The 25085-nt window shown below is 71.2% G+C and carries 27 protein-coding genes; 11 read left to right on the top strand and 16 right to left on the bottom strand.

What is annotated here, in order from left to right; all coding sequences use genetic code 11:
* Positions 1–118 precede the first annotated feature (118 nt).
* Genes K338_RS0102720 through clpS form a run of 4 tightly spaced genes read right to left on the bottom strand, consistent with a single transcriptional unit; the run spans position 119 to position 2761 of the window.
* Complete coding sequence (locus K338_RS0102720; RefSeq protein WP_022916652.1) at positions 119–889, bottom strand: MBL fold metallo-hydrolase; 771 nt, start codon at positions 887–889, stop codon at positions 119–121.
* Positions 886–1818 (bottom strand): glutamate racemase, encoded by a 933-nt coding sequence (gene murI, locus K338_RS20095; protein WP_022916651.1) that lies wholly within the window; start codon positions 1816–1818, stop codon positions 886–888. The genes K338_RS0102720 and murI overlap by 4 nt, the downstream gene beginning before the upstream one ends.
* Before the next feature lie 41 nt (positions 1819–1859).
* A complete protein-coding gene (locus tag K338_RS0102710) occupies positions 1860–2459 on the bottom strand; it encodes a DUF2017 domain-containing protein (protein WP_022916650.1) in 600 nt (199 codons plus the stop codon).
* Positions 2456–2761 carry an ATP-dependent Clp protease adapter ClpS gene (gene clpS, locus K338_RS0102705; RefSeq protein ID WP_022916649.1) on the bottom strand — a complete coding sequence of 102 codons (306 nt, stop codon included), beginning with the start codon at positions 2759–2761 and terminating at the stop codon, positions 2456–2458. The genes K338_RS0102710 and clpS overlap by 4 nt, the downstream gene beginning before the upstream one ends.
* A 199-nt stretch (positions 2762–2960) precedes the next feature.
* Here clpS and K338_RS0102700 point away from each other — a divergent pair, with 199 nt between their 5' ends.
* A complete protein-coding gene (locus tag K338_RS0102700; RefSeq protein WP_027286358.1) occupies positions 2961–4328 on the top strand; it encodes a nicotinate phosphoribosyltransferase in 1368 nt (455 codons plus the stop codon).
* 42 nt (positions 4329–4370) lie between these two features.
* Here the strand turns inward: K338_RS0102700 and K338_RS24250 are convergent, their stop codons facing one another.
* From K338_RS24250 to K338_RS20075, 6 genes are all read right to left on the bottom strand, one after another.
* Positions 4371–4724 (bottom strand): hypothetical protein, encoded by a 354-nt coding sequence (locus K338_RS24250; RefSeq protein WP_022916647.1) that lies wholly within the window; start codon positions 4722–4724, stop codon positions 4371–4373.
* A gap of 131 nt (positions 4725–4855) precedes the next feature.
* Positions 4856–6679 (bottom strand): DEAD/DEAH box helicase, encoded by a 1824-nt coding sequence (locus tag K338_RS0102685; RefSeq protein WP_040652754.1) that lies wholly within the window; start codon positions 6677–6679, stop codon positions 4856–4858.
* Entirely contained in the window at positions 6679–7023 is a 345-nt protein-coding gene (locus tag K338_RS20085) for a DUF3039 domain-containing protein (protein WP_022916645.1), read from the bottom strand. The genes K338_RS0102685 and K338_RS20085 overlap by 1 nt, the downstream gene beginning before the upstream one ends.
* 50 nt (positions 7024–7073) lie before the next feature.
* Positions 7074–7721, bottom strand: a complete 648-nt coding sequence (locus K338_RS20080; RefSeq protein WP_022916644.1) for a GNAT family N-acetyltransferase — start codon at positions 7719–7721, stop codon at positions 7074–7076.
* A complete protein-coding gene (locus K338_RS0102670; RefSeq protein ID WP_022916643.1) occupies positions 7718–8515 on the bottom strand; it encodes an ABC transporter permease in 798 nt (265 codons plus the stop codon). The genes K338_RS20080 and K338_RS0102670 overlap by 4 nt, the downstream gene beginning before the upstream one ends.
* Positions 8512–9462: an ATP-binding cassette domain-containing protein gene (locus tag K338_RS20075; RefSeq protein ID WP_022916642.1), complete on the bottom strand. Its 951-nt coding sequence runs from the start codon at positions 9460–9462 to the stop codon at positions 8512–8514. Before K338_RS20075 ends, K338_RS0102670 begins: the two co-directional genes overlap by 4 nt.
* Positions 9463–9553: 91 nt before the next feature.
* Here K338_RS20075 and K338_RS0102660 point away from each other — a divergent pair, with 91 nt between their 5' ends.
* Positions 9554–10540, top strand: a complete 987-nt coding sequence (locus K338_RS0102660; RefSeq protein ID WP_022916641.1) for a TetR/AcrR family transcriptional regulator — start codon at positions 9554–9556, stop codon at positions 10538–10540.
* A 190-nt stretch (positions 10541–10730) separates the two neighbouring features.
* On the opposite strand, the gene K338_RS0102655 is transcribed toward K338_RS0102660, so the two are convergent.
* Positions 10731–11012, bottom strand: coding sequence for an HU family DNA-binding protein (locus K338_RS0102655; protein ID WP_022916640.1), 282 nt, complete (start codon positions 11010–11012; stop codon positions 10731–10733).
* Positions 11013–11421: 409 nt separating this feature from the next.
* Between K338_RS0102655 and K338_RS0102650 the strand changes: the two genes are divergently transcribed.
* Together K338_RS0102650 and K338_RS0102645 are read left to right on the top strand one after the other, a co-directional pair.
* Entirely contained in the window at positions 11422–12567 is a 1146-nt protein-coding gene (locus K338_RS0102650; RefSeq protein WP_022916639.1) for an acyl-CoA dehydrogenase family protein, read from the top strand.
* A 74-nt stretch (positions 12568–12641) separates the two neighbouring features.
* Complete coding sequence (locus K338_RS0102645) at positions 12642–13415, top strand: ABC transporter ATP-binding protein (protein WP_022916638.1); 774 nt, start codon at positions 12642–12644, stop codon at positions 13413–13415.
* A gap of 39 nt (positions 13416–13454) precedes the next feature.
* Here the strand turns inward: K338_RS0102645 and K338_RS0102640 are convergent, their stop codons facing one another.
* Entirely contained in the window at positions 13455–13664 is a 210-nt protein-coding gene (locus K338_RS0102640; RefSeq protein WP_022916637.1) for a hypothetical protein, read from the bottom strand.
* A 116-nt stretch (positions 13665–13780) separates the two neighbouring features.
* Between K338_RS0102640 and K338_RS0102635 the strand changes: the two genes are divergently transcribed.
* Complete coding sequence (locus K338_RS0102635; protein ID WP_022916636.1) at positions 13781–14344, top strand: hypothetical protein; 564 nt, start codon at positions 13781–13783, stop codon at positions 14342–14344.
* Positions 14337–14714: a transcriptional regulator gene (locus K338_RS0102630; RefSeq protein ID WP_022916635.1), complete on the top strand. Its 378-nt coding sequence runs from the start codon at positions 14337–14339 to the stop codon at positions 14712–14714. The genes K338_RS0102635 and K338_RS0102630 overlap by 8 nt, the downstream gene beginning before the upstream one ends.
* 47 nt (positions 14715–14761) lie before the next feature.
* Here K338_RS0102630 and K338_RS0102625 read toward each other — a convergent pair whose 3' ends face one another.
* Positions 14762–15532, bottom strand: coding sequence for an ATP-binding cassette domain-containing protein (locus tag K338_RS0102625; protein ID WP_084480551.1), 771 nt, complete (start codon positions 15530–15532; stop codon positions 14762–14764).
* Between K338_RS0102625 and K338_RS20065 the strand changes: the two genes are divergently transcribed.
* The 4 genes from K338_RS20065 to K338_RS0102605 all read left to right on the top strand — a co-directional run bounded on the left by K338_RS20065 (position 15452) and on the right by K338_RS0102605 (position 20923).
* Positions 15452–16165 (top strand): endonuclease III domain-containing protein, encoded by a 714-nt coding sequence (locus K338_RS20065; RefSeq protein WP_022916633.1) that lies wholly within the window; start codon positions 15452–15454, stop codon positions 16163–16165. The two genes, K338_RS0102625 and K338_RS20065, sit on opposite strands and share 81 nt — an antisense overlap.
* Positions 16166–16175: 10 nt before the next feature.
* Positions 16176–18398, top strand: coding sequence for an ATP-binding protein (locus K338_RS0102615; RefSeq protein WP_022916632.1), 2223 nt, complete (start codon positions 16176–16178; stop codon positions 18396–18398).
* Between the two features lie 43 nt (positions 18399–18441).
* Positions 18442–19239 (top strand): class I SAM-dependent methyltransferase, encoded by a 798-nt coding sequence (locus K338_RS25935; protein WP_022916631.1) that lies wholly within the window; start codon positions 18442–18444, stop codon positions 19237–19239.
* Between the two features lie 460 nt (positions 19240–19699).
* Positions 19700–20923, top strand: a complete 1224-nt coding sequence (locus tag K338_RS0102605) for an NAD(P)/FAD-dependent oxidoreductase (protein ID WP_022916630.1) — start codon at positions 19700–19702, stop codon at positions 20921–20923.
* 44 nt (positions 20924–20967) lie between these two features.
* Here the strand turns inward: K338_RS0102605 and K338_RS0102600 are convergent, their stop codons facing one another.
* Positions 20968–22011, bottom strand: a complete 1044-nt coding sequence (locus K338_RS0102600; RefSeq protein ID WP_022916629.1) for an NAD(P)-dependent alcohol dehydrogenase — start codon at positions 22009–22011, stop codon at positions 20968–20970.
* A 120-nt stretch (positions 22012–22131) separates the two neighbouring features.
* Entirely contained in the window at positions 22132–22623 is a 492-nt protein-coding gene (locus K338_RS25420; RefSeq protein WP_157612179.1) for a hypothetical protein, read from the bottom strand.
* Between the two features lie 119 nt (positions 22624–22742).
* Between K338_RS25420 and K338_RS0102585 the strand changes: the two genes are divergently transcribed.
* The gene (locus K338_RS0102585; RefSeq protein WP_022916626.1) at positions 22743–24371 is read left to right on the top strand and encodes a GH35 family beta-galactosidase; all 1629 of its coding nucleotides are present in this window, start codon (positions 22743–22745) and stop codon (positions 24369–24371) included.
* 33 nt (positions 24372–24404) lie between these two features.
* Here K338_RS0102585 and K338_RS24240 read toward each other — a convergent pair whose 3' ends face one another.
* A complete protein-coding gene (locus tag K338_RS24240; RefSeq protein ID WP_022916625.1) occupies positions 24405–25046 on the bottom strand; it encodes a DUF5134 domain-containing protein in 642 nt (213 codons plus the stop codon).
* Positions 25047–25085 lie beyond the last annotated feature (39 nt).

Here is a 25085-nt window from a genome sequence, read left to right as displayed (position 1 = left end):
CCCAGCCCCCGGTGTGAGTCTCGTCACAGCCGAGTCCCGCCGTCGCACAACTGGGCGAAAGGTGACACTCACATAGTGGAACTATGCCCGAAACTTGACCGAGCGTTGGTGAGTGATCTCACAGCTCCCACACCGCCCCGGGGGCGGCCAGGCCCACCGGACCGGAGAAGGCGGTGAGCGCCTCGGAGCGGACCGTGTCTGCCGGGGTCCAGGGCTGCAGGTGGGTGAGCACCAGGTGGCGCGCCTCGGCGGCGGTGGCCACCTCCCCCGCGCGCCGACCGGTCAGGTGCAGCCCGCGCACCTGTGGTCCCTCCTCCCAGAACGCGGCCTCGCTGAGCAGCAGGTCCGCCGCGCGGGCGGCGTCGATGACGCCGGCGCAGGAGTCGGTGTCCCCGGTGTAGGTGAGCACCACCGGACCGGAGCCGTCCTCGCTCGGGCCGGTGATCCGCAGCGCATAGGCGGTCACCGGGTGGCGCACCTCGAACACCTCGATGCTCATCGGGCCGATCTGCACCGGCCTGCCCGGTTGCCAGGTCCCCACAGCGAACTGCTCCTCGCAGTCCTCCTCCCCGCACAGCTGCTGGATCCGCTCGATCGTGCCCGCGGGGCCGTGCACCGGCATCGGCGGCTGCGGACCGGCCGGCCCGTACTGCAGGTACACGTGCAGCGCGGCCAGGTCCACCACGTGGTCGGCATGCAGGTGGGAGAGCAGCACCGCGTCCACCGCGGTCGGGTCGTGGTGGCGCAGCAGCTGGCCCATCGCCCCCGATCCCAGGTCGAGCAGCACCGCGTAGGTGCGCTCGCCGTCGTCAGCCTGCACCAGATAGCTGGACGAGGCGGACTCGGGGCTGGACATCGACCCCGAGCAGCCCAGGACGGTCAGTCTCACTGCGCTCCTTCTCCCCCGGCCGGGGCATGCCCGGACTGTGCTGCGATGTGCTGGTAGCCCGGAGCCACGCTCTCGCCGGGCTCCGGTGGGCGCTGCCCAGGCCGCACCGCCGGGATCTCCCCGGTGATCTCCGCGGCGCTCTCCGCACCCACCTCCGGGCCGAGGAAGCGGCGTGCCAGGGCGGTGAACGCGGCCGGCTGGCCGGTGGACAGGAACCGGTGCCGGGCCGGGCCGGCGCCCTCCCGCTGCAGACCGTGCGCCACCAGGGCGGCGTACACGTCCTTGGCGGTCTCCTCGGCGCTGGAGACCAGGGTGACGGCGTCTCCCACCACGTACTGGATCGCTCCGGTGAGCAGCGGGTAGTGCGTGCAGCCGAGCACGAGCGTGTCCACATCGGCAGCAAGCACCGGTGCCAGGTACTCCCGGGCCAGGTCGAGCACCTCCGGCCCGCTGGTGATGCCGCGCTCGACCAGCTCCACGAACTGCGGCGCGGCGGCAGTGGTCAGCTGCAGGTGCGGGGCGGCGGCGAAGGCGTCCTCGTAGGCGCGGGAGTCGATGGTCGCGCGGGTGCCGATCACCCCGATGCGTCCGGTACGGGTGGTGGCCACGGCGCGCCGCACGGCCGGCTGGATCACCTCGACCACCGGGACCCCCCGGCCCATGGTGTAGCGCTCGCGCGCGTCGCGCAGCACTGCAGCGGAGGCGGAGTTGCACGCGATCACCAGCATCTTCACCCCGGAGGCGACCAGGTCGTCCATCACGGCCAGCGCGTGCGCACGCACCTGGGCGATCGGCAGCGGGCCGTAGGGTCCGTGGGCGGAGTCGCCGATGTAGAGCACGGACTCTTCTGGCAACTGGTCGATGACGGCCCGGGCTACCGTCAGACCCCCGACACCGGAGTCGAAGATGCCGATAGGTGCATCATTCATCACCTGCGAGCGTAGACGGACCGGCGCCTTGGCGGCCTCCCCTAGTCCTCCATTGTGGGCAGCATCACCTGCATCAGGGACTCCTGCAGCCAGCTGAGCGCGGAGTAGACCATGCCGAGGGCCAGGTGCACCTCGTCCTCGTCCGGGCCCTGGTGCACATCGCGGCGTGCCACGCGGTCCTGGACCTGCTCCGCGTCCTCCTCGGTACGGATGCCGAGCCGTTCGGCGATCACCAGACGCACGTCGGTCAGCGCGGCCGCGAAGTCCAACGCCCGGTCCGCCGGCACCCGGACCTGCCCGGTGGACTCCCGCAACGCGTCCCAGACCATCCGCAACCGGGCCACCTTCGCGGCACGCAGCTCGGGCTCGGTGAGCCGGCGGAACTCCTGGCTGAGCTCGTCATCGGTACGGCTGGCATCTGGCAGCAGCCGGGCCAGCGCCGGGTCGGTCGGGCTCTCCAGCCCCTCGGTGGACCAGGACAGGTGCGCCAGCGGGTCGCTCGCCTCCGCGGCCTCCTCCCCGGGACGCAGCGGCACGCCGAGCAGCGCGGAGGTGTCGGCCACCACCCGGGCGAGGATGGTCGCCTCGTCGCCCTCCAGCTGGGCCACGTACACCCCGCGCCGACGCCGGAACGCCCTCACAGCGGGTCGCCGTCCTGGGCGAGGGTGGCCCACAGCCCGTAGGAGTGCATCGCCTGCACGTCGATCTCCATCTTCTCCCGGGAGCCGGAGGAGACCACGCTGCGGCCCTCGTGGTGCACCTGGAGCATCAGGGTGGTGGCCTTCTCCTCGGAGTAGCCGAAGTAGCTGCGGAACACGTGCGCCACATAGCTCATCAGGTTCACCGGGTCGTTCCACACGATGGTCAGCCACGGTCGGTCGGGTTCGATCGTGGTGTGCGTGTCGACGTCCGGGGAGCCGACGGGAACCGGTGCAGCGGGCATGCTCCACACCCTAACCAGGGCCGGGCGCAGACGCGGGCTCGACGGCGAAGCTCGCCCCGACCCGTCCCACCAGCAGCGTCGATCGAGATCGGGCACCGGTGCCCGGTCTTGCTCGACCTTGTGCTCGGTGGTGCGCGACGGCGCAGCTCACCGGTCCAGCACGGCTCACCGGGGTCCGGGCGACCAGTACCGTATGAGCATGTCTGAGCGGATGGCCGGGCCCACGGGAAGCACCGGCGCAACCAGCAGCACGAGCACGGCGCTGCTGACCGACCGGTACGAGCTGACGATGGTGCAGGCGGCGCTGGCCGACGGCACCGCCTCGCGGGAGTGCGTCTTCGAGGTGTTCACCCGGCGGCTGCCTCCGGGGCGGCGCTATGGGGTGGTGGCCGGCACCGGCCGGCTGCTGGAGGCGCTGCCGCAGTTCCGGTTCACCGACGCCGAGCTGGACTACCTGCGCGAAGGCGAGGTGGTCAACGACCAGACCCTGGACTTCCTGGCGAACTACCGGTTCACCGGTGACATCTACGGCTACGCCGAGGGGGAGGTGTTCTTCCCGGGCTCGCCGCTGCTGGTGGTGGAGTCCTCGTTCGCCGAGGGGGTGCTGCTGGAGACGTTGGTGCTGTCCATCCTCAACTACGACTCGGCCGTGGCCTCGGCAGCCTCGAGGATGACCAGCGCCGCCGGTTCCCGGCCGTGCCTGGAGATGGGCGGCCGGCGTGCGCACGAGCAGGCAGCACCGGCTGCGGCCCGCGCGTCGGTGGTGGCCGGGTTCGCCGGGACCTCGAACCTGGAGGCCGGCCGCCGCTGGGGACTGGCCACGATCGGCACGGCGGCGCACTCCTTCACGCTGCTGCACGACGACGAACCGTCCGCCTTCGCCTCCCAGGTGGCCTCGCTGGGCACCCAGACCACGCTGCTGGTGGACACCTACGACATCGCCGAGGGGGTGCGCCGGGCGATCGCCGCCGCAGGCACCGAGCTGGACTCGGTGCGGTTGGACTCTGGCGACCTGGCCCAGGTAGCCCGGGAGGTGCGCGAGCAGCTGGACTCCCTGGGGGCAGCGGGCACCAAGATCGTGGTCTCCTCCGACCTGGACGAGTATGCGATCGCCTCCCTGGCGGTGGCCCCGGTGGACTCTTACGGGGTGGGCACCTCGGTGGTCACCGGCTCCGGGGCGCCCACCTGCGGGATGGTCTACAAGCTGGTGCTCCGGGAGGGCGCTGACGGTCGGATGGAACCGGTGCAGAAGGCCTCGGCGGCCAAGGCGAGCGTCGGCGGGCGGAAGAGCGCGGCCCGGCGGTTGGAGCCCTCCGGGCGGGCCAGCGAGGAGCTCGTGGTGGCTGGGGCCGCAGCGGACTGGCAGCCCGAGGACGAGGATCTGCGGGCGCTGCTGGTGCCGCTGGTGCGGGACGGGATGGTGCAGCCGGGCACCACCGGTGCCGAGGGCGTGCGCCGGGCCGCGGCACGGCACGCGGCCTCCCGCGCCGAGCTGGCCCCGCACTCACGCCGGCTGTCGAGCGGGGACCCCGCCATCCCCACCACGCACATCCCCCTGCCGGGCTGAATCGATCCAGGCGATACTTCCTGCGTGCGGTCGTGCTCTGCGTCATCGGCCCGGCGGGCCAGGTATCGCCGGCGTCCGCCTGGCTCCGGCGACCGGAGACCAGAGCAGCGCCAGCAGTGCGGCGAACGCCACGGCCGCGAGCCCCGCGGAGATCGCGTGCGCCGTCTCCCAGGTGGCTCGGTAGGCGGACCAGTCCGCCGGCAGCGTGTCCGGCGTCCACCCGACGATCAGCGCGTTCACCGGCCGGTTGCCGAACCAGTAGGCAAGCAGCGTGCCGAGCATGGCGGCCGCCGCCAGCATCGGTGCGACCATCGCACGGCGTCGCTGGCGCGCCACCAGCACAGTCAGCGCGACCGCCGCCAGCAGACCGAGAGCCTCGGCGGTGCCACCGACCATCGCGAAGCACTTCCTGCACCAGGTCGATACCCGCGGGCACGACCCCGCGCGGGAAGTATCGCCTGCATCGTTTCAGCCGAACGGAGGGGGGGTGGAGGGGCAAGCGGGGTGGCGAGGAGCGGGCTCGCGGACTACTTCTTGCCGACGAACCACCGGCGCACCGTGGAGATCCGGCTCCGCAGGTGCTCGGCCGACGCGGTGGCCACCTCCCCACCGCCGGACTGCTCCCGAAGCCGGGTGTGCACCACTCCGTGCGGGGTGCCCGAACGGCGGGCCCAGGCCTTGACCAGCGCGTTCAGCTCTTTGCGCAGCTCGGCCACCACCCGGTGGTCGTCCACCGGGGCCGCGTCCGGCTGCCCGTTCCGGCGCCGGGCGGCCACCTGGTCGGCTTGCCGGGAGCGCAGCAGCGTGGCCACCTGGTCGGCGTCCAGCAGCCCGGGGATCCCCAGGTACTCCTGCTCCTCGGCGGAGCCGACGTCCCCGCCGAGCCCGAACTCGCCGCCGTCGTAGAGCACCTTGTCGAAGGAGGCCTGCGCCTCCAGCGCCTCGAAGCCGGGCAACATCAGCTCGTCGCTGGCCTTCTCCGCACGGCGCGCCCGGGCGAGCTCGTCGTCCTCTGCGGAGAACAGGCCCTCGTCGGCCTCGGCGCGCCCAGCTCGGTCCAGGGCGTGGTCCCGTTCGGTCTCCAGCTCGGCGGCCAGCGCCAGCAGGTTCGGCACCGACGGCAGGAAGATCGAGGCGGTCTCCCCGCGCTTGCGGGCGCGCACGAACCTGCCCACGGCCTGGGCGAAGAACAGCGGTGTGGCGGCCGAGGTGGCATATACCCCGACCGCCAGCCGGGGCACGTCCACCCCCTCGGAGACCATCCGCACCGCCACCATCCAGCGCTGGTCGCCGGCGGCGAACTCCTCGATCCGGTGCGAGGCGCCGTCGTCGTCGGAGAGCACCACCACCGGCGCCTGCCCGGTGACCCGGCGCAGGTGCGCGGCATAGGCTCGGGCCTTGGTCTGGTCGGTGGCGATCACCAGCCCGCCGGCGTCCGGCACGTGCCGGCGCACCTCGGTCAGGCGCTTGTCCGCCGCCGCCAGCACCGAGGGGATCCACTCCCCCTCCGGGTCCAGCGCGGTGCGCCAGGCCTGGTTCACCAGGTCCTTGGTGAGTGGTTCACCCAGCCGTGCGCTGACCTCTTCACCGGTCTTGGTGCGCCAGCGCATCTGCCCGGAGTAGGACATGAAGATCACCGGCCGGACCACGTGGTCGCGCAGCGCGTCGCCGTAGCCGTAGGTGTAGTCCGGCTGGGAGCGGCGGATGCCGTCGGCGTCGGGAGCGTAGGTGATGAACGGGATCGGCGCGGTGTCCGAGCGGAACGGCGTACCGGTCAGGGACAGCCGCCGCCGCGCCGGGTCGAACGCCTCCCGCACGGCATCCCCCCAGGAGAGCGCGTCACCGCCGTGGTGCACCTCGTCCAGGATCACCAGCGTGGGCGCGGCCTGGGTGCGCGCCCGGTGCAGGTTCGGGTTCGCTGCGACCTGTGCATAGGTGAGCGCCACCCCGTCGTAGGCCGACCCGTGCCGACCCTGGGCGTTGCGGAAGTTCGGGTCGATCCGGATGCCCACCCGACCGGCGGCATCCGCCCACTGGGTCTTCAGGTGCTCGGTCGGAGCGACCACGGTGACCCGGCGCACCACCCGTGCCTGCAGCAGCTCGGTGGCCACCCGGAGGGCGAACGTGGTCTTCCCGGCGCCCGGGGTGGCCACGGCGAGGAAGTCCCGAGGCGCGCGTTCCAGGTACTGCTCCAGGGCGGCGGCCTGCCAGGCGCGCAATGCGGGGGCGGTGCCCCACGGCGCGCGGGCGGGGTAGGCCGGGGGCAGGTTGGAGGCCGCGCTCGTGGACCCCGCCGCCGGTGCGGCGGCGGTCGGTGGGTGAGCTGTGGCGGCCGGTGAGTCCGGCCCGATCACTTCTTGGAGCCGAAGCCGAAGAACCCGCGGCCCTTTCCGGAGGAGGAGTCGTCCCCGCCACCACCGGTCAGTCCTTCGTAGATCTCCTTGCACGCGGGGCAGACCGGGAACTTGCTGGGGTCTCGGTTCGGGGTCCAGACCTTGCCGCAGAGGGCTACCACCGGGGCACCGGAGACGGCTGCCGCGGTGATCTTCTCCTTCTTCACGTAGTGCGCGTACCGGTCGCCGTCACCCGGCGAGGCCTCTTCGCGGACCTCTTCCCGCTCCAGGACGTCGGTTCCCGCCCCGGAGGACAGGCGTTCGGTCTCCTGGGGCTCGGTGGGAGGAATCGGCTCGCTCATGGTCCCAGTGTACGAAGCCTGACGGCGTGCTGCTGTCTGGACAGGCCCACTCACCCCTCGTGCGCGCCCCGGTCCGGCCCAGCTGCTGCCTCGGTCTGGGAGCTGCCGGCTCCCACCCGCCTCATCGAGACGTACGCGGAGAACCCGGCGCGCCGGGAGAAGCGGGCCTTGCGGCGGGTGTACTCGACGAAGCCGAGCCTGCGGTACACGCTCAGTGCTGCCTCGTTGGTGTCCTTGATGTCACGCAGCACGTACACCCGGTGGGCGGAGTCCTCCACCAGGTGCCGGATCAGCGCTGTGGCCACACCACGGCCCCGGTGCTCCGGGTCGGTCGCGACCGACCCGATCTCTGCCCGGCCCGGGACGCCGTCCGGATCACCGCCCATGAACCAGATGCGTACCACCACGTGCAGCACTGTGCCCCGCAGGACTCCGAGCCGACGGCGCAGCAGTGCCCACCGGGGGGCGAACACCTCCTGGTCGGCACCGGTGAGCGTGGCGATCCCGGCGGGCTGGCCGTCGCGCAGTGCCAGGTAGATGTGCTCGGGCAGGAGGATCGGCTCGAACGCGGCGGCCAGTCGGTCTCGGTCGCTGGTGATGGCGGCGAAGTCCTCGGCGAAGCCGCGGGCGAGCAGCGCGGCCGCCGCACGCCGTCCCCGGTCGCCCAGAGCCTCAGCCCGCACCACTTCGATACTCATCGTCGGCCGGCCTGTCGCCGGAAGCTCAGTACCGACCAGACCACCGCCACCGCGAGGATCCCGGCCAACCAGGCCAGGGCCAGGACCGGCGCCGAACCGGCCGAGGTGCCCATCAGCAGCGCCCGGACCGTCTCGATGACCGGGGTGATCGGCTGGTGCTCGGCGAACCCCCGCAGCCAGGTGGGCAACGTGTCCGCGCCGACGAACGCCGTCGACAGGTAGGGCAGGAAGAGCAGCACGAACCCGTACCCGTTGGCCGCCTCCGGGCTGCCCGTGACCAGGCCGATCGCGGCGAACAAGTAGGTGATGGCCAGGATGTACACCGCGATCAATGCGATCGCCAGCAGCCACTGCCCGGGACCGGCGCTCGGCCGGAAGCCGATCGCCAGCGCCACCCCGACCACCACTGCGGTGGCGAGCAGGTTGCGCACCAGGCTGGCCACGACGTGCCCGGTCACGGCGGCCCAGCTGCGGATCGGCAGGGTGCGCAGCCGATCCATGATCCCGGAGGTCTTGTCCCCGGCCACGTCGACAGCCGTGGAGGAGGCCCCGAATCCGGCGCAGAGCAGGATGATGCCCGGTACCACGTAGTTCACGTAACCCCCGCTCGGGTCGAAGGCGCCGCCGAACACGTAGACGAACAACAGCATCAGCATCACCGGCAGCATGATCGCCATCAGCAGAGCGTCCACGTTGCGCAGGCTGTGGCGCAGGCTGCGGCCGATGAACACCGCCTCCTCGGTGCCGGGGAGCCGGTGGGCGGCCGAGGGTGCTGTGGGCGTCAGGGCGGTCATCGCGGGGTCCTTCCGGTAGCGGCCAGCGGCCGGGTGGGGGGAGCAGCCGGGCCGCTGGCACCGTCCGGGCTGGTCCCGGAGCCGGAGGCCGTCTCGGTGAGGGCGAAGAACACATCGTCCAGGCTCGGCCGGCGCACCACCAGCTCGCCGGTGAGGCCGAGCCGGTCGATCACGTCCAGGGCGCGGCGCAGCCCGGCGGAGTTGCCGTCGGTGGGTTCGGCGTGCAGCAGCGCTCCGGAATGGTCCCGCAGCTCCACCCGCTCCTCCCCCACCGTGCGCTTGAGCTCGGCGGGGGTCCCCTCTGCCACGATCGACCCGCCGCCGAGGATGGACACCCGGTCGGCAAGCTCGTCGGCCTCCTCGAGGTACTGCGTGGTCAGCAGCACGGTGGTGCCGCTGGTGCGCAGCCCACCGATCACTTCCCAGAGCTCGCGCCGGCTGCGCGGGTCGAGCCCGGTGGTCGGTTCGTCGAGGAACACCACGTCCGCGGCGACCACCAGGCTGAGGGCCAGGTCGAGACGGCGCCGCATCCCGCCGGAGAACGTCTTCACCCTGCGACCAGCCGCCTCGACCAGGCCGAACCGCTCGATCAGCTCCGCTGCCCGCCGCCGCGCAGCCCGGCCGCGCAGCCCGCGCAGCCGGGCCATCATCCGCAGGTTCTCCGCAGCGGTGAGTACGTCATCGACCGCAGCGGACTGCCCGGTCAGCGCGATCCGCCGGCGCACCTGAGCCGGTTCGGCGAGCAGGTCGGCGCCGGCGATCCGCGCGGTGCCGGCATCCGGGCGCACCAGCGTCGCCAGGATGTGCACCAGCGTGGTCTTGCCCGCACCGTTCGGGCCGAGCAGGGCGTGCACAGTGCCGCGCCGCACGCTCAGGTCGATGCCCGCGAGCACGTCGACGGCGCCGAACGCCTTGTGCAGTCCGCTCACCTCGATCGCTACGTTCATGACAACTCCCTCCCAACGCCTGTGTACGCCATACACTGTCTGCGTTGTACACCAACTTGTCTACGCCATAAACAGAACTAGGCTGGGGTGCATGGACCCAGACCTGGACGAGGTAGAGCTGCCCCGTGGCCTGGCCCTGGCCTGGGGGGTGGCCGCCCACCCGCAGCAACGGGGACCCAAGCGGGAGCTGAGCCTGGAACGGATCGTGGACGCCGCCGTCGAGATCGCCGACTCCGACGGGCTGGGTGCTGTGTCCATGTCCGCGGTGGCGAAGCAGCTCGGCTTCACCACGATGTCGCTGTACCGCTACGTGACCAGCAAGGACGACCTGCTGCTGCTGATGGGTGAGGAGGCGCTCGGGGCTCCCCCGTTGAGCATCACCGAGGCGACCGGATGGCGCGAGGGTCTCGTCCGCTGGCACGACGAGACGATGGCGGTCTACACTGCGCACCCCTGGCTGCTGGACCTACCGATCGCCGGCATCCCGAGCACCCCGGCGAACCTCGCCTGGATGGACGCTGCCCTCGGGTTGCTGGTGGACACCGCGCTGGATGCGCAGGAGGCGACCGCCGTGCTCCTGCTGATGACCGGGCACGCACGGTGGCAGGCGATCGTCAACCACGGCTACACCGACCAGGCCCGGGAGACCGGCATCAGCCCGGACGAGCTGGACCGCCAGGTGGCGGAGGTGATCGGCCAGCTGGTCACCGCCGAGCAGTTCCCGCACCTGCGCGTGGCGATCGACGCCGGCGTGTTCACCGCCGAGAGTGACCCGCTCGCATTCGGGCTGGAGCGCATCCTCGACGGCGTCGACCTCTACCTCCAGGCACGCAGCGAGGGAGCCCCGGCCGCGACGCCCTCGGCCCTGCAGCAACCTCCCGAGACCGACACCTTCCCCAAAGATCCGAAGGTGCGCGAGGCCCGTGCCGCTCGACGGGAGGCGGAGAAAGCCGCGCGGGAGGCGGCCAAGCGGGTACGGGAGGCGGTCAAGCGCGAGCGCGAGGCCGTGGCGCAGGCGCGGGAGCGGCAGGCGGCGGCGCGGGAGCTGCAGGCGGCGGCGCGGGAGCGGCAGGCGTAGGGCACCGCGCACCCGCGCGCCTCGGCAGTCCGCACACGCTCTCAGGCCGACGACCGCCCATCGGTGTCGAACGGCCGGCCATCCCCGGCTCTCGCACGCAGCACCCGCACACCCCTCCCCCGGCACGACGAAGGGGCGCAGGATCTCTCCTACGCCCCTTCGTCGATGGCGGCTCAGCGGCCGCCGAGAGTCACTTGGCGACGGCCTTCTTCAGTGCCGAGCCAGCGGAGACCTTGACGCCGTAACCGGCCGGGATCTGGATCTCCTCACCGGTACGGGGGTTGCGGCCGGTGCGCGCAGCGCGCTCCACCCGCTCGACGCTCAGCAGGCCGGTGACCTTGACGGCCTCGCCCTTGCCGAGGGACTCGACCAGGACCTCCTGCAGCGCACCCAGCGCGGCGTCGGCGTCGGTCTTGGTCAGCGACGCCTTCTCGGCGATCGCAGCAACGAGATCAGTGCGGTTGACGGACACGTAGGTTCCCTCTCATCGTTCTTGATCGCTTCCCGAGCGGGAGGCGCCGTGGTCACACTACGACGGCGGAGCGTCCGTGCACGCAAATCCACGCCGATTCTCGGCGTGTTTCCGCGATTTTCTGGGCTTCCGACCACCCACGACCCGAACTTCTGTCATTTTCGTCCCATCCGGCACAACAGCCCCACCGGCCGGAAAGACGACGCCGGCCCGCTCCGTGCTGCACGGACTCTACGCCGAAAGTCTAGGAAGGTGGGGGAACCCGCAGCATCAGCAGCTGCTGCCTCAGTGTGTTGTGCACAGACGCTGCCCAGCTGTCCCGCACCGCAACCAGGTCCTGGACCGACCCCCGGAAGCCGGTGGTTCCGTGGTGAGATGGGTGCGGGCGAGACGTGAGAGAGGGAGCACCATGCTGCTGGCACCAGAGCTGCTGGACCGGATCCGGGACCGGGCCGCGGGCTACGACCGGGAGAACGCGTTCTTCACAGAGGACCTGCAGGAGCTGAAGGAGGCCGGCTACCTCACCGCCCTGGTACCCAAAGAGCTCGGCGGCCTGGGGATGAGCCTGGAAGAGGTCACCCGGGAGCAGATGGCCCTCGCCGGGGCGGCACCTGCCACCGCACTGGCGGTGAACATGCACCAGGTGTGGGTCGGGGTGGCCAAGGTGGTCCACGACCGTGGCGAGACGTTCATGGACCAGGTGCTCACCGAGGCCGCCGCCGGGGAGGTCTTCGGTTTCGGCATCTCCGAGCGCGGCAACGACCTGGTGCTGTTCGGCTCCACCACGGAGGCCCGACCGGACGGCGAGGGCGGCTACACCTTCCACGGCACGAAGATCTTCACCTCCCTCTCCCCCGCCTGGACCCGCCTGGGCACGTTCGGCACCGACACCACCTCCCCGGACGGGCCGAAGTCGGTGTACGCGTTCATCACCCGCGACGGTGGCGGCTTCGAGATCAAGGACGACTGGGACGCCCTGGGCCAGCGCGCCTCGCAATCCTGCACCACAGTGCTCCAGGGTGCGCACGCCCCGGCCGAGCGGGTGGTGCGCCGGCTGGACCCGGGCCCGAACCCGGATCCGCTGATCTTCGGCATCTTCGCCTGCTTCGAGCTGCTGCTGGCCTCGGTGTACACCGGGATCGCCCAGCGGGCGATCGATGTCGCCGTGGCCACCGTGGGCAAGCGCACCTCGTTGCAGCACGACGGCGCCCCGTACTCCCGCGATCCGGACATCCGGTGGCGCCTGGCGCACGCGGGCATCGCCCTGGACGGCATCTACCCGCAGATCAGCACGCTCGCAGCAGACGTGGACAGCCTGGCCGACCACGGCTCGATGTGGTTCCCCCGCCTGTCGGCGGTGAAGGTGCGCGCCACCGAGACCGCCAAGGACGTGGTGGACGCGGCCATCCGGGTCAGCGGCGGTGGAGCGTACTTCAACCGCAGCGAGCTCTCCCGGCTGTACCGGGACGTGCTCGCCGGACTGTTCCACCCCAGCGACGACGAGTCCGCGCACAGCGCGTGGGCGAACGCGCTGCTCGGTCCAGTCCCGGACTGAGCACCGACGGGACGGACAGCAGAGCGGGTTAGCATACGCAAGACCGTTCTCCCAGACGAAGGAGTGCTCGCTCCATGGCGGCAGGATCCGTTCTTCAGGCCCACGACGCATGGGGCGGCTACCCCGGGAACGAGGTCCTGCAGGGCATCGACCTGACGATCACCCCCGGGGATGCGCCGCTGGGCATCGTCGGCCCGTCCGGCGTCGGGAAGACCACGCTGGCCCGGCTGCTGCGGGGGGTGCTGCGACCCAGCCGCGGCTCGGTGACCTACGGCGGGCGCCCGGTGGACCGGATGCGCGGCAGACCGGGCAAGGAGTTCCGGGCTGAGGTACGGTTCATGTCCCAGGACTCGATGACCATCTCCGACCCGCGGATGACGGTGACCGTCTCGCTGCGCACCGCGTTGAAGGAAGCACGCAAGGCGGGCCGTACGCACGCGACGCCGGTCGAGGAGCTGCTGGACGCCGTCGCCCTCGAGGAGCACTTCGCCACCCGGCGGATGATCACCCTCTCCGGTGGTGAGCGGCAGCGGGTGGCGTTGGCCACAGCGCTGGCCACCCGGCCGCAGATCCTGGTGCTGGACGAGCCGTTCACCGCTGTAGACCCGGCCGCGCGCGGGGAGATGTCTCGCCGGCTCGGCGACCTGCTCACCCGGCTGGGCACTGCTGCTGTGGTGATCTCGCACGACCTGGAGCTGGTCGCCCGGATGTGCCCGAGCGTGCACTTCCTCGCCGAGGGACGGTTCGTGGCCTCCGGCCCGCTGGGTGAGGTGCTCGCGGCCCGGGAGCACGAGGCGGTCGCCGAGCTGGCGGAGGCGGCACCGCTGGCGGTGCAACGGTTCCGCTGACCGCCCCATACCGGCAGGTGCACCCTTGGCGGCGCGGGGTCAGGATCGTTCCGCCTCCGCAGCGGTCCCGCCGGCGCCCTTGACGATGATGCCGGAGATGATCGTGGAGATCAGCGTGGTGCCGATGAGGAACACCAGCGCCCACATCCCCACGGTCTCGGTCGGCATCCCCTGCCATAGTGCGATCGCCATCCAGATCGTCGCAGCGGTCACCCCTGCGAGCAGTCCGCTGCTGAAGTTGCGCCCCATCGTCTTCCCTTCCTCGAGGTATCCGGGTCGAATACTTTGTGCCACAGAGTAATAACTCTGTGCTGCAGAGTAACCGACACCGGGGCTGCGCGTCTCGCCTTTCGTAGACTTCACCCATGTCCCAGCAACCGGAGCAGGCGGAGCAGCTCATCCGTGAGCTCGGGTCGCTCACCGACCAGGCCCGGACCATCGGGCGCTCGAGGATCACCGGAGTGCCGCTGCTCGGCTGGGGGATCGCGTTCGGGGTCGGCTACGCCGCCCTCGACCTGCTCGACGGCGCAGCTCGGCTGGTGGTGGTGCTGCTCGCCTGGGCGGTCGGCATGCTGGGCAGCTGGTACCCGGTACGGCACGCGATCCGCACCGGGTCGGAGGGCCGCATCCGGTGGGGGTGGGTGGTGGTGCTCGGCGCCTCCCCGTTCCTGGTCGCCGCCGCGCAACCGTCCTCCTGGATCTACACCGCCCTGTTCCTCGGCGGGCTGTGGGGGCTGGCGATGTGCTTGTACGCCGTGGCCACCGAGGACGTACCGTTCGTCGTGGCGAGCATCGCCGTGGTGGTGCTGGCCGCGCTCGCTGCCGGTCAGGACCTCGCCCCGCCGCTGGCTCTCTTCGGGGTGACCACAGCGCTGCCGCTGCTGGTGCTCGGTGTGCGACGGACGCTGGTGGGGAGCCGCCATGTCTGAGCCGACACCGCGCAGCGACCTGCCCGAGGAGCTGCTGGAACACCTGCGCACCCCGTTCGACGCAGTGCTCACCGACTCCAACCGGCTGCGGATCCAGGCGACCTTGCACGGGCTGCCCGCTGACGGGGCGATGCGGTTCACGGCGCTGGCCAAGACGCTAGGTCTGAGCGATGGCAACCTGTCCACCCACCTGGCCGCGCTCTCCGAGGTCGGGTACGTGACCTCCAGCTCTACCTACACCGGCAGACGACGCACCCGCTGGTACTCGGCCACCGCCGTCGGGCGGGAGGCGTTCGAGGCGCACGTGCGGTCGCTGCAGCTGATCGTGGACGCCGCACACCTCGACCGCAGCGACCCGCCGGCACGCTGACCTTCTGCGGCAGCACAGCGGCTGCACCGTGCACAGGCGTCAGCCGCTCAGGTGCGTGCCGGCTCCAGCCGCCAGCCCGCGGCGGCCCGCTGCCGCTGCCAGAACTGTGCGAACCGTCCGCCGGCGGCGAGCAGCTCCGCCACGGTGCCGTCCTCCACGATGCGCCCCTGGTCCAGGAACAGCACCCGGTCGGCGCCGGCGATCGTGCTCAGCCGGTGCGCCACCACGATGGTGGTCTGCTCCCGGTTTGCCCCGGTGGTCACGGCCGCTGCGACCGCGCGCTCGTTCTGCGCGTCCAACGCCGACGTCGCCTCGTCGATGAGCAGCACCGGCGCCGGTTTGAGCAGGGCACGGGCGATGGAGATCCGCTGGCGCTCTCCGCCGGAGAGCGCGATGCCGCCCTCCCCCACCAGGGTGTGCACACCATCGGGCAGTCGCTGGACCAGATCGTCCACCCGCGCACGAGCGATCGCTGCCTGCTGCTGGGCGTCGCTGGCGGCCGGGTCCCCGGCACGCACGTTCTCGGCGATGGTGCCGGCGAACAGGTACGGGTGCTGGAACACCACGCTGCTCAGCAGCGTCCGGTCCACCGCGCCGACTGGCACACCGTCGAGGAGCACCGCCCCGGCGTCCGGTTCCCGCAGCCCGGCGAGCAGGGCGAGCACGGTGGACTTTCCGGAGCCGATCTGGTCGCGGTAGCCCGCCGTCGCCCCGCTGTTCCCGGATAGGCTGGCCGCGTGCGACGAGCGGAGAAGGTGGAACGGATCGGGACGATCCTCGACGAGCTGTACCCGGACCCGCCGATCGCCCTGGACCACGTGAACGTGTACACGCTGCTGGTGGCGGTGGCGCTGTCGGCGCAGACCACGGACAAGAAGGTCAATGAGGTCACCCCAGCCCTGTTCGCTGCCGCGTCCACCCCGCAGCAGATGTATGACCTGGGTGCCGAGCGGATCCTGGAGCTGATCCGGCAGATCGGCCTGGCGCCCACCAAGGCGCGGAACGTGTGGACCGCGGCCGGGCAGATCCTGGATGCTGGTGGCGAGGTGCTACCGGACTGGGAGTTCCTCGAGGGCCTGGCCGGGGTGGGGCACAAGACTGCGAGCGTGGTGATGGCCCAGGGCTTCGACATCCCGGCGTTCCCGGTGGACACGCACATCTTCCGGTTGGCTCGGCGCTGGGGGCTGTCCACGGGGACCACTGTGGAGAAGGTGGAGGCGGACCTGAAGCGCGCCTTCCCGAAGGAGACCTGGAACCGCCGGCACCTGCAGATCATCTACTTCGGCCGGGAGTTCTGCCCGGCACAGCGGCACGACCTGGCCGCGTGCCCGATCTGCTCCTTCGCCGCCACGAAGAAGCAGATCGAGACCGAAGCACGGGCTCGCCGCGGGAGACGACCTGCGCCGGCCGGACCGGTCGACGTGGTTCCTGAAGGCGCGCACCGCCGCTGAGGGTGGCCAGGTGCAGCAGCTCGGGCAACCGGTCGGGACGGACCCGCAGGTCGGTCTGACCCGGTTCGTCGGTCGGGACAGTGAGGTCGACGGCGTTGCTCACCTGCTCAGCACCACTCCCCTGGTCACGCTGGTCGGCCCACCCGGGGTCGGCAAGACCCGGCTCGCTGCGGAGGTCGCTGGCCGGGTGGCTGACCAGTTCGCCGCCGGGCTGGTCCCGGTGCCGCTGGCCACGGTCACCACCGGCGAGGACGTGGCCGCAACGGTCGCAGCCGCGCTGCGCGTGCGGCAAGGTCCCGGCACCCAGCTCGCGGACGCCCTGGTGGCAGCGACCCGGGACGAGCAGCGGCTGCTCCTGCTCGATGGCTGCGAGCACGTGCTCGACACGCTCGCCGCACTGGTGCACAGGCTGCTGGCCACCGCACCACAGCTGCGCGTGCTGGCCACCAGCCGGGTTCCGCTGGGAGTGCCGGGCGAACGGCTGCACCAGATCCGACCGCTGGCGCCGGACGCTGCCGCCGACCTGTTCCTGGACCGGGCATCCCTGGTGACCGAGCTGGTGCTCGATGAGCGCACCCGTCAGCGCATCGACCAGGTCTGCGACTTCGTCGGTCATCTCCCGCTGGCGATCGAGATCGCCGCTCGACAGACCCGCGTGCTCGCGCTGCCCGCACTGCTCGACCGGTTGAGGACAGCGCTGCAGCACAGCCCGTTGCCGATGCCGACCAGTCCGGAGCACACCACACTGGCGGCCACGATCGACTGGAGCTGTCAACGGCTGTCCGGGGCACAGCAGCGGCTGCTGGCCGACCTGTCGGTGTTCGCCGGCTCGTTCGACCTGGCGGCCATCGCTGCAGTGGCCGGTGAACGGGATGGACTCCTGGCAGACCTGACGGCACTGCTGGACCATTCGTTGCTGCTCTCCGAACCGGCAGCCGCCGGTGAGCTGAGCTACCGGCTGCTGGAACCGATCCGGCAGCATGCCGCCGCCCGGCTGACACAGACCGGGTGCAGCCAGCAGATCCGCTGGGCCCACGCCCACTACTTTCTCGAGGCGGCTGGGGCTGAGGCTCGTGGCCTCATGGGACCCGGTGGGCAGGAGTGCTTTGCGCGACTGCAGCACATGGAGGCGAACGTGCTGGCAGCGGCCGGTTGGGCTCGCGGCACCTGCTCCGACCTTGCGCTCCGGCTGGTGACCTGCCTAGTCGGCTACTGGGAGCACCGGGGCCAGATGAACGCGGCCCGGGACCGGGTCGAGGCGCTGCTCGAGGTGGGCATGCCGGCGCCACGGACCCGGGCGGAAGCACTGCTCGCCCTGTGCCGGCTGGGGTATCGCCAGGGCCGCTACCGGCAGGCGGTGGCTGAGGCGCAGGCGGCGCTGGTGCTCATGCGCTCTCTGCCCGACCAGGACGGTGCCGCTCGTGTGCTGCGCGCCCTCAGTCAGGTCGCCGCAGCGTGCGGCGACGTGCCGCGCGCTGCGGCCTGCGCCGAGGAGAGCGTGGCGGTCTTCGCTGAGCGTGGCGACCGGCACGCCCACGCTTGGTCCCTGACCGTGCTGGCCTATGCTCACCTCTGCAGCGGCGACATCGACGCCGGCGCCACCGCCCAAGCGGCGGCACTCCGGCTGGTGGAGCCCGCGGAGCCGGCGCCGGCCCTCACCCGGCGGACGCGCGTGGGGATGTCCTACGTGGCCGCCCGACGTGGCGACCTGGTCGCGCACCGCCGGCACCTGGCCGGGACCATCGCCGACCTGCGACTGCTGGACGGCCTGGACGGGGAGTCGGAATGGCTCTGGTCGGCAGTATGCCTCGCCAGCAGCGAGCACCGGCCCCGGGCGGTGCTGCGGCTCGCCGCTGCCGGTGCTCGGCGCGCCCGCCGTGGTACAGCGCTGCCGCCGTTGGTGGACGGAATCGTTCGCGCGGCGATCGCCGATGCCGAGGGGGCTCTCGGCCCGCAGGTCGCTGCCGAGCTGCGCACCGAAGGTGCGGGCATGGCTGCCGAGGAGCTGGTCACCGAGGCGCTCAGACCAGCCTCGACCAGCTCGCCGCTGTCCCCGCGCGAGCACGAGATCGCGATGCTCACCGGCACCGGCCTGACCAATGCGGAGATCGCCCAACAGCTGGTCATCTCCCGGCGCACGGTGGAGACCCATCAGGAACATATCCGCGCCAAGCTCGGCGTGACCAGCCGGCAGGCAGTGATCGCCTGGGCGCTCACAGGAGAATCCGGGTGATTACGGATGGTGCGCACCGCCGTCGTACCCGCACGCTCGAGGGATGACCGACACCAGCTACCTCTTCGACACCGGCTCTGACCTGGGCGCCGCCCAGATGGACCACCTCGCTGCCATGCTCGATGCTGCGACCTTCGGCATGCTCACACCTATCGGTATCCAGTCCGGGTGGCGCTGCCTGGACGTCGGTGCCGGCGGCGGGTCGGTGGCTCGCTGGCTGGCCGACCAGGTCGGACCGGACGGTGAGGTGCTCGCCGTCGACCTGGACACCGCCCAGCTGCACAGCCAGCCGGGAGTCGATCCGTTGGCTCACGACATCAACGACGGTCTACCCGGGCACCTGGCCGGCCCCTACGACCTGATCCACACCCGGCTCACCCTGATGCACCTGCCGCGGCGCGAAGAGATCCTGGCGCTGCTGGCCGACTCCCTGGCCCCGGGCGGGTGGCTGGTGGTCGGGGACGTGACCGACCGGCCGCGGCGAGTGCTGTCGGCGGTCAGCGCGGAGGACCTGGCGGTGTGGGAGAGGATCCAGCACCTCTCCCATCGGGTGGTCGGGCCGGCGGGTGGGCTCGACGTGGACTGGGCGCACCGGATCGACGATCGGATGGTGGCCGCCGGGCTCACGGAGATCCACGGCATCGAGACCTCGCAGACCGTCACCGGCGGCAGCCCCGGGATGCTGCTGCACCTGAGCCTGAACAAGCAGGCCTACCATCATCTGGTCGCAGCCGGTGCCACAGCGGCGCAGCTGGAGCGCTACCAGGAGCTGTGCCGGGACCCGCAGCTGCGCACCTGGTTCTATCAGTTCCTCTGCGTACGGGGCCGTCGTCCTCGCTGACTGCGGCACTGGGTCCGCCCAGCGGCCCGGTCCGACCGCTGCTGGGTGGCTGCTCCCGGTCGGCCGGCTGCCGCCGGCCGCTGGCCCGGAGCGTGGTCGAAGACGAGGCTCGTGCTGGTGGCTGCGACCTCCTCCCGCACGCTGAGCGTGTCGGAGACGACCGCACGCAACCCCCGGCGTCGGCCACTGCCACGTGCACCAGGAAGTCTTCGTCGCCGGCGGCGAAGAACACGGTCAGTGCGCGCAACCGCTTGTGGCAGGTCGGCTCTGCTGTCCCCACCCGTGCCGCCAGGGCGGTGTTCGGCATCCGGCCGTGGTGCTCCAGCTCGGCCAGGATGGCCAGCTCCACCTGGTCCAGCGCAGCGGATTCTTGCGGTGCTTCTTGTCTCAGGTGCCCGCGACGCGATTCGTCTTGCGCATACTGAGGCTGAGTTCTCGGGTGGGCAGAGAGGAGTGCGCGATGGTACGGGCGGTTGTTGTCGGCGCAGGCATGGTCGGTCTGGCCACTGCCTGGCACCTGCAGGAGCATGGCGTGCAGGTGACCGTCGTGGACCGGACCGGCGTGGCGGCAGGGTCCTCCTGGGGCAATGCCGGCTACCTCACACCGGCGAAGACCACTCCGCTGGCAGATCCGAGCCTGTGGACCTACGGGCCGCGGGCTCTGGTCGATCCGGATGCTGCGCTGCACGTGCCGTTCCGGTTCGACCTGCGCCTGTGGTCCTTCCTGGCGAGGTTCGCCGGTCACGGCACGATGCGCGCATGGCACCGCACCATGGCTGCGCTCACCCCGATCAACCAGCTGGCGCTGGCGGCGTTCGACGAGCTGTCCGACGGCGGGGTGCACAGCCGGACCCGGACCGGCCCCTTCGTGGTGGGCTTCACCGCCGAACGAGAGGCGGAAGGTTTCGTCGCCGAGATGTCCCGGGTGGCCGGCCACGGTCAGGACATCCCGCTGGAGCGACTGGACCATCCGCAGACGTTGGCACCGCAGCTCTCCGGTGCCGTGCAGGTGGCCTACCGGCTGGACGGGCAACGCTTCATCGAACCAGGACCGTTCGTCGAGTCCCTCGGCGAGGCGGTGCTGGCCCGGGGAGGAGACCTACGCACGGGGGTGCGCGCCGTCGCAGTGGACCACCAGAGCAGCCCCGGGGTGGTGCTCGACTCCGGTGAACGCCTGGCGGCCGACTCCGTGGTGGTCGCCACCGGTGCGTGGCTCCCGGAGCTGGTGCGCCCGCTGGGTGTGCGGGTGCCGGTGCACGCCGGACGTGGCTACTCCTTCACCGTGGCCAGCCAGCCACCGCCGCAGCACCCGATCTACCTGCCCACCCAGCGCATCGCCTGCACCCCGTACCAGGACCGGCTGCGCATCGCCGGGACGATGGAGTTCCGCCGACCTGACGAAGCACTGCAGCCCCGGCGGATCCAGGCGATGGTGAACCAGGCGCAGGCGCTGCTGACCGGGGTGGACCTGGAGCAGCGGCAGGACGAGTGGGTCGGTGCGCGACCGGTGACCCCGGACGGCCTGCCGCTCGTGGGCGCCACCCGCGCGCCAGGGGTCTACGTGGCCGGCGGGCACGGGATGTGGGGCATCGTGCTGGGACCGGCGACCGGCAAGCTGCTCGCTGAGCAGATCGTCACCGGACGGCGCGATGCGGTGCTCGCACCCTTCGACCCGCTGCGCTGAGCGGGCGCTGGGCCGCAGCCCGGGGTCGCTCCGCGCACCCGGTGTCAGGACATCAGGCGGTCGGGCACGAGGATGGCGCGCCCGGTGATGCTGCCGGCATCGAGGTCGGCCAGGGCCTGGGCGCCGGCGCTGAGCCGGTAGGCGGTGGTGGTCATCGACACCCGGCCGTCGGCCGCCAGCGCCATCAGCTCCACCAGGTCGTTGTAGGTGCCCACCAGGTCACCGATCACGCTGATCTCCCGGGAGATGATCTCGATCGTGGGCAGCTCGATCGTGCCACCGTAGCCGATCACGTGGTGGAAGCCGCCGTCGCGCAGCAGCCGTGGCGCGAGCTTCTCCGCCCCCTGCTCACCGACGAAGTCGAACACCACGTGCGCACCGCCTGCGGTGAGCTCGTCGACCTCCCCGGCGACCGTGTCGTCGTCGGTCATCTGCACGGTGTGGTCGGCGCCCAGGTCGCGGGCGAGCTCCATCGCCTGGTCGCTCTTCTCCAGCACGGTGACCGTGCTGGCGGTCAGTGCCTTGAGCACCTGGATGCCGATGTGTCCCAGTCCGCCGGCGCCGATCACGACGGCGTGCGTCCCGGGCACCAGGTGGGCTCTCGCCTTGCGTACGGCGTGGTAGGCGGTCAGTCCGGCGTCCGCCAGCGCTGCGACGTCCGCCGGCTCCAGGGACTCGTCCAGCTTGACCACGGCGCGGGCGTTGGTGCGCAGCTGCTCGGCCATCCCACCGTCCACGTTCAGACCGGGGAAGGTGGCGTTCTCGCAGTGCGAGTCGTCCCCGATGCGGCACGGTCCGCACAGTCCGCAGCTGGTCAACGGGTGCATGATCACCGCATCCCCCGGGGCCACGTTGGTCACCGCGGACCCGACTTCCCGCACCCAGCCGGCGTTCTCGTGACCGAGGATGTAGGGCAGCTCCGGATGCTGGATCTCTTCCCACTGCCCCTCGATGACGTGCAGGTCGGTACGGCACACACCGGCAGCGCCGATGTCCACGATCACGTCCCACGGGCCGTCGATCTCCGGGTCGGAGGCGTCTTCGTACGCCGGCTGCTGGTGGTACTCGTGCAGTCTCAGGGCTTTCATGCTTCACTCCGTGCGCTGGTGGCTTCCGCTGCCCTTGGCTCGAGCGATCGCGAGCACTCCGTCCACCGTGCACCCCGCGCTCGTCGCCCGCAACCAACGCGCGATGCGCGCGGGCCGCCGTCAGCGGATCTTCTCCGACCGGGCGTACAGCACGGTGCCGACCACCAGGCACACCGCGGTCAGACCGGCGATGGCAGCGAGGCTGAGCGCTGGGTTGAACAGCACCACCGAGTCGTGCTCCGGGCTGCCGGCGTACACGATGGCGCGGCCGAGGTCCACGCAGTAGGTCATCGGCAGCACCCTGCTCAGCAGGAACAGGAGGCCGGTGGAGTTCGCGATCGGGATGATCACCTCGGCGAGGAAAGAGCCAGCAGGGCGAGCAGGCTCCACGGCGAGAGCGTGATCCCCATAGCGAGCATGCCGACGAGCACGAGCTCGCCCAGCTCGAACCCCAGGCCCCCGGCCATGTTCTCCAGCAGGGTGCTCCCCGAGCTGTCGCAGCGCCTCCCGGCCGTCACCGGCGCACACTGTCTGCAGCCCGGCACCGGCCAGGAGCGCCACCACCAGCTCGCGGATGTGCGGGTCGTCGTCGATCACCAGTACTGCGCCCATCATCCGCTCCTGTCCCCCGCGAGGCTACGCCTGGGCAGGTCAACGTGGTGTGGACAGCGGCGGTTCTCCCCGGCCGCCGCCGCGGGCCGGCCTCTCCAGCTGTGCAAGAATCGCTGGCCATGGCCTGCACAGACAGCTCCACGACAGCCACACCCGCACCGTCGCTCCCGCGGCTCGAACGCCACGGCTCCGCGAGCCGGTTGCTGGTGGACGGGCGGCCGTTCCTGGTCCGGGGCGGGGAGATCGGCAACTCCAGCGGTGAGCCCGGGTACCTGGCCGAGCACTGGGACACCTTCGAGGCGCTGCAGATGAACACTGTGGTTGCGCCCGTGTACTGGGACCAGGTGGAGCCGGTCGAGGGCAGCTTCGCCTGGTCGATGGTCGACGGCCTCATCGACCAGGCGCGTGCGCGCGGGATGCATCTGGTGCTGCTGTGGTTCGGCAGCTGGAAGAACAGCATGTCCTGCTACGCGCCCGCCTGGGTGAAGACGGACCCGGAGCGCTTCCCCCGCAGCCGGGACGCCCACGGGCGAGCGCTGGAGATCCTCACCCCGTTCAGCGAGGAGAACCGGGACGCCGACGCGCGGGCGTTCGCCGCCCTGCTGCGCCACCTGGCCGAGGTGGACGTCGACCACACGGTGATCCTGGTGCAGGTGGAGAACGAGATCGGGATGATCCCCGAGGCCCGTGATCGCTGTGCGGCCGCCGAGCGGGCCTACGGCGAGCCGGTGCCCCCGGAGCTCATCGCCCATCTGCAGGAGAACGGGGGCACGCTCACCCCTGAGCTGCGCATACGGTGGCAGGACGCCGGTGGGCGCGTGGCGGGGAGCTGGCCGGAGGTGTTCGGTCCTGGCGTCTGGACCGATGAGCTGTTCATGGCCTGGCACTTCGCCCGATACGTGCAGCACGTGGCTGCGGCCGGCAAGGCGGAGCTCGACCTGCCGATGTACACCAATGCCGCCCTGCCCCGGCCTGCGACGCTGCCGGGCCAGTACCCGGCAGCGGGACCGTTGCCGCACCTGATCGACATCTGGCAGGTCGCAGCGCCCTCCTTGAGCTTCATCTCACCGGACATCTACTTCCCGGACTTCGTCCAGTGGGCCGACCGCTACACCCGGCCGGACAACCCGCTCTTCGTCCCCGAGGCGCTGCGCAGCATCGAGGCGGCCGAGAACGCCTTCTACGCCTACGGCTCGTGTTCGGCGATCGGCTTCTCCCCGTTCGGTATCGAGACCATCGAGGAGGCACCGGCGACCATGCTCGCCGGTGCGTACGACGTCGTGGCGCAGCTCTCCCCGCTGATCTCCGAGCACACTGGGCACCCCACGATGGCGGGCCTGGTCAAACCTGTCGAGGACCAGCGCTTCCCGCACCGGGTCACCCTCGGCGACCTGGCGCTGAACGTGACCTACGAGCGTATGGCAGCCCCCGCACTGGCGGACGGGGTGATCAACGAGTCCGGTGACCGGCCCCGGGACGAGACCCGCCTGCCCGCTGGTGGCATCGTGATCCGCACCGGCGCCGACGAGCTCGTCTTCGGCGGTATCGGCCTCGTCGTCACGTTCGGCCCGTCGCCGGCGAGCGAGGACACCATCGGCATCCTCAGCTGCGAGGAGGGCCACTTCGTCGACGGTGTGTGGCAGCACATCCGCTGGCTGAACGGCGACCAGACCCACCAGGGCCGCCATCTCCGGCTCGAACCGGGACGGTTCACCATCCAGCGCATCCGGCTGTACCGGTACCGCTGACCGGCGCGGTGCCGAACGCTGGCGTGGTCGGGCTCAGGAGGCGACCATCAGCCAGCACATCGCCGCCATACCGGTGCTCATCGCCGTGCGGGCCGCAACGTCGGCGCGCCGATGGAGCACAGTGCTGCGGCGGGCTGCAGGCATCCCGGACGAGGCTGGTGCGCTGGTACGACCGGTCGCACAGGTCACTGCGGCGGCGAGCATCGCCACAGTGAAGACCAGGCCCACCGCGACCTGGGCCGGGGCGAGCATGCCGTGCTGGTGCCCGCCCATCGCACCGGTCGTGCCTGCGGCCGTCGCATGTGGTCCGTACCCCATCACCGCGACCATCCACACCATGGCGAGCATCATCACAGCGTCGACCGCGTAGCGCAGCCGGCCCGCGGTGGCGGTGCGGGTCTGGACGACGAACCATGCAGCAGCCAGCGCGAACACCACCACCTGCGGGGTAGCCGGCAGGTGCGTCCACCAGGGCCAGGCCATCGCAGCCATGGCCAGACTCATCAGCAGGTGGCACAGATGGGCTATCGCCGTCCGGCGCTCCACGACGCCATCGGCGCGTTCACCTGCCCCACCGCGCACCACCGGGCGAAGGAAGTCTGCGAGACCGATGACACAGTGCCCAGCCACGGCGAGGAAGACTGCCGTGAACATCCACTGCAGGACAGGATCCATAACCACGCCGTGAACTCTACAATATGTAGAGTTATGGCG

The organism is Ruania albidiflava DSM 18029 (assembly GCF_000421225.1).
Lineage (GTDB): Bacteria > Actinomycetota > Actinomycetes > Actinomycetales > Beutenbergiaceae > Ruania > Ruania albidiflava.
The sequence above is the reverse complement of the archived record's forward strand: the minus strand, read 5'-3'. Positions and strand labels throughout refer to the sequence as shown.